This window comes from Microcystis sp. LEGE 08355 (assembly GCF_015207185.1).
Lineage (GTDB): Bacteria > Cyanobacteriota > Cyanobacteriia > Cyanobacteriales > Microcystaceae > Microcystis > Microcystis panniformis.
The window spans coordinates 1-4,323 of sequence record NZ_JADEXI010000401.1 but is presented as its reverse complement, the minus strand read 5'-3'; the positions used below and the strand labels follow the sequence as shown (position 1 = coordinate 4,323).

Genomic DNA, 4,323 nt, shown 5'->3' with positions numbered 1-4,323 from the left:
ATTTGGTAAATTCGGCACTTCCTCCCTGATGTTTTTTCTTAAAGTTAGGATACTTAGTACGACCAGCAAAGAAATTAGTGAAAGCTGTTTGTAAATGTCTTAACCCTTGTTGTAAGGGTACACAGCTTACTTCGTTTAAAAACTCTAATTCTTCTTGTTTTTTCCAATCGGTCAACATTGAAGAAGTTTGAGCGTAGCCTACTCTTTCTTGCTTTTCGTACCAAGCTTGTGTTCTGAGATGGAGAGCTTTATTGTAAACCAATCTTACACAGCCCAATGTGCGCCGCAATAGCGACTCTTGTGTTGGTGTGGGGTAAAATCGAAACGAGTAGGCTTTTTCCATACCTCACATTCTAACACATATTTTGTAAATGCGCTAAGATTTAACAGCAAAGCCAACCTAAAACGGCGGGGTTTCAGACCCAAAATTTCCGATGACGAAGACGAGCGAGATCGTCGCGATAGACGGCGCGGATCATGCGGGGCAGTTTATCTTCGACCCCGATCCACAATTGGGCAAAAATTTTGTTATTAGCGATCGCTATCATCTTGGTGGTGGTTCCTCCCACCACTTGCGATTGTCCGATCAAGAAGGCATAGGTCAAACCAGGGGCGATATCTTGGTAGGGATCGGCAACGATGATATCGGTAAAGGGGAAATAGATGGCGGCGGCATCGTAAGCCAATTTTAAAGCGGCATCGAGATTGTTAGGCGCTTTGGTGACAGCCACCAGATTTTCCGTTGGCAAATAGGCGGTAATAGTTTTGCCATCGTAGTAGAATTGGTTAGCCTGACCGTCTCCCGGACTAATCACCCTGAGCTTATTGGGCCGTTCCAGGGTGACATCGGCGATCGTTGTGTACACCAGAGGTGGGCCGATACGACTGGGACTCTCGTAGGTGATAGTGGCGGTAAAGGCCAGGGAACGAGCGGCACTTAAGCGATCGCTAATTTGCTTGAGAATTGCTAGGGCCTTGGGTTCAATTTTTGGGGGAGTTTCTGCTGAGACTGGGGAAACGATTCCCAGCCCAGAGGAGCTAATTAGACCCAGTAAAAGGATTTTTGGCAGAAAATTCATGGCAGCTCTGAAAATCTGGTTTTTGTTAATGTGCTTAGACTGCTCGCAAAAATAACCGAGGAATTATTAATTAAACTGGTGACTTGTTTTTTGATTGATTGATGGCTTTTACCGCTTCTCTTGCTGGAGAACCTCTATTTTATTCCTCAATTCTAAGATTTGGTTGTTTTCATCAGCAAAAGTTTATAAATTTGACCTGGGGGAAGTCAGGGCATTGTTCTGTCGAAAAATAGTCACGAGTCGAGGTAATAGATGGTAGTTTTCACAATTTCGACATTCAATATAGCGTGTCATCAAAATTTTTCTTGCCATCTCACGCCAAAATCGCGATAATCTTCACAGTTTCCTTTCGCCGACTTGTTCTCTAATGAGATGAAATATATCCCCCTGCTTCGGGTTAATACTTTGTTACCCTTTGTTACGTTTCTTCATCGCATCGGTTCCCCCACGGAAAAATTATTAGAGGAGGTAAAATTACCCTTATTTGCGCTCGATCATCCCGAATCTTTAATCCCACGTCATCAGGCCTTCTCGTTGATCGAGAAAGCGGCGCACAGAGAAGGTATAGACAACTTAGGATTATTAGTAGGGAAGGCAACTTCGATCGCTGATTTAGGGACTTTCGGGCGAATTATTTGTCAGTCTTTGACTGTCTATGATGCTTTTAATACGGTCAAAAACATGATCACGGCTAACAATTCAGGGGAAATATTCTGGATTAAAGAACAGGAAGAAACCGCTTATTTTTGTCAGCGTTATCTCCACAATCAGGAGGTTAATTGTCATTATGCTGCCCAATTTGCTTCAAGACTGATGATCGAATTAGTTAGTATCGCCCTAGGAAAATTATGGCAGCCACCGACAATTTATCTTCAGGGTGAGCGGGGCTGCAACTTAAAAGATGAATCTTTAAGCAGAACTAAAATTCGTGCGGGAATGGGATTTACCGCTATTGTTTTTCCTCGTTCTTTTCTGAGTTTACCTCTTAAATTTTCCGTAGCTTTAGATAATAAACCGAGTCAAAAAGATCGGGAAAATCTCTATTCTTCCTCCCCTGTACAGAATATAAGTGGCTCTTTAAAACAGGTGATTACTCCTCTTTTACCCAACGGTTATCCCGATATTAACTTAGCCAAAGAAATCACCGGCATGAGTGTCCGTACCCTACAAAGAAGGTTAGGAGAAGAAGGTTTAACCTATACTCAGGTAGTGGAAAAAATTCGTTTTGAGCAAGCAGTTTTGTGGCTGCAGGAACCCCAGATAAAATTAATTGATATTGCCATGGAATTAGGTTACAGTGATCCCGCCCATTTTACTCGCGCTTTTAAGCGTTGGACAGGATTATCACCTCGGGATTTTCGTCGTCAAAAATTGGCTAATTATCAATAGACCTCTAGAGGAGGAGTAAGGGGCCAGTGTTCTCGGAGTCTGGACAAGAAAACACCAAGAGATTGAACAAAATTAATTACACCTATGGAAGGGACTATTGCAAGAGTGCCTATCCTAACCAAAAAATTAAGGCTCTCTTGGTTTAGCTTGGTTAAATATGGCCTAGCATACAGTTTTTCTCAGGTGATCCCAGAAAGATTAAGGATAAACCACAGAGGCAGAAAGAACACAGAGAGGAAGACAGATTCGAGCGGTAAAACTTATTTATCACTTACATTCCAGCAGAGGATGTCAGCTTGTCCCAAATTCAGGCGTTGAGAAGTTTATGCCACTTTTCTGATCGGCTTCTGGCAAAAGTCAAAAAGTAATCAATAATGATATGCAAGGGTTAATTATTGCTCCTATGGCAACAGTGCCTTTGCCTGACTTGCACCAGAAGTCTGTTTGTAGCTTCGGAAATTGTCAAAACCGAGATGTAGTTACTCATTGAACACCACAAAGGCTAATATATGGAGTGTTATTTATGAGCCATTTATCCCTATCCGAACAGATTACCGAGGAACTTCTGGCAATCCTGATCGAAGAAGAAGTCACCTATCCCTGGGATGTAACCGCTGTTGAGAGTCATGATCCCTTAGACCTGACAGAAACGCCCTTTTCTCTGTGTGAAGGACTAGAAGCGACGGCGATCGAAGCACAAGCTGATAGATTCTTTAACAGTTTACACCAAAAATTCCCGACAGTTTCCGTTTCACCCCGGTCTAATATCTTTGATAAATTTGCCTCTTTATTGCCGGCTGAACATTTAAATCGTCTAGTAGAAAGTGCTGAAAATCTAGTTAATAGTCAATTAGACAACCTTGAGCGCCTTGTTGTTTGTCTTAGCGATCTCTTTCCCCAATGGTCTCTAGAAGATTTACAGGTTTTTGCCCGTCCCTACGCCTATACTATGCGTAATGGCCAGAGCGAAACGACTATCGAAACCGAAAATTGGCAAAATCTTTCCGAAATTGAACAAATTCGCCTGAGTGCAGCCATTGCCAGCCAGATTTTCCGCGACTTGTCTTCTCCTGAATAGTCATCTCATTTTATTTTGCACGACTACATTAGGTTACACTTCATCTTTATGAGAAACGCTATATCTCTTTGTCTGATTTTTTGCTTTTTGTTTCTACCCGTGAGAAAGATTCTATAACTTGTGATTAACTTTGAAAGCACTTTTTAGGGTTGGATGCGTCTGATGACGCATCCTATATTTTCAAAGTTTCTTACATTTTGCTGAGAATACGCTGGACTATATCCATTCCCGTGAAGGCTTGCCAGCCAAAAAGACCTAAAATGACGGCATTAAGGGTAATATGGGTGATTCTGGCCAATTCATTGCCTTTTTGCATTAAAGGTACTAAAGCGGCACTGATCGAGATTAAACCCACCATCCCTAAACCCGCCAGCAGATGGGGACCGACAAATAATTTACCGTTATTAATATAAGTCACCGCCATACCCCCGATCGTCCCCAACACCATTAAAGCGAGGATTAGGGAGCCAATTTGATAGTGTTTAGTGCGAAAATCCTTGGGCAATAATTCTTTTTTTAGGTCTTTATCTGCTGTACGCGTCCGTCGCCATTGTAGCCCCGAATAGAGGGCATAGATAGTTAATCCTAATAAAACCCACATTAGAATGGGATGGCCAAATTGTGACCAAGTTTTTACGGCACTGGGAATCTCGAAGTTCATAGTTGTCTGTTCTCATCAAAGATCGCTTCTTATTGACACTCCCGTCACTAAAAGCGAGGGATTCTTGGTTCATAGAGTTTCCCTAATCTGACAGGACGTATCCAATATTCGCCATA

5 protein-coding genes are annotated in these 4,323 nt (G+C 42.3%); 2 read left to right on the top strand and 3 right to left on the bottom strand.

Annotated elements, in window-relative coordinates:
* Together IQ242_RS17875 and IQ242_RS17870 are read right to left on the bottom strand one after the other, a co-directional pair.
* Positions 1-343: helix-turn-helix domain-containing protein (locus IQ242_RS17875; RefSeq protein WP_193960895.1), on the bottom strand; the 343-nt coding region annotated here is incomplete at its 3' end.
* A gap of 73 nt (positions 344-416) precedes the next feature.
* A complete protein-coding gene (locus IQ242_RS17870; RefSeq protein WP_193960894.1) occupies positions 417-1,079 on the bottom strand; it encodes a DUF2092 domain-containing protein in 663 nt (220 codons plus the stop codon).
* Between the two features lie 372 nt (positions 1,080-1,451).
* Between IQ242_RS17870 and IQ242_RS17865 the strand changes: the two genes are divergently transcribed.
* Together IQ242_RS17865 and IQ242_RS17860 are read left to right on the top strand one after the other, a co-directional pair.
* Positions 1,452-2,468, top strand: coding sequence for an AraC family transcriptional regulator (locus IQ242_RS17865; RefSeq protein WP_193960893.1), 1,017 nt, complete (start codon positions 1,452-1,454; stop codon positions 2,466-2,468).
* A gap of 523 nt (positions 2,469-2,991) precedes the next feature.
* The gene (locus tag IQ242_RS17860; RefSeq protein ID WP_002769107.1) at positions 2,992-3,546 is read left to right on the top strand and encodes a hypothetical protein; all 555 of its coding nucleotides are present in this window, start codon (positions 2,992-2,994) and stop codon (positions 3,544-3,546) included.
* A gap of 190 nt (positions 3,547-3,736) precedes the next feature.
* Here the strand turns inward: IQ242_RS17860 and IQ242_RS17855 are convergent, their stop codons facing one another.
* A complete protein-coding gene (locus IQ242_RS17855) occupies positions 3,737-4,207 on the bottom strand; it encodes a DUF4079 domain-containing protein (protein ID WP_002760891.1) in 471 nt (156 codons plus the stop codon).
* Positions 4,208-4,323: the final 116 nt, after the last annotated feature.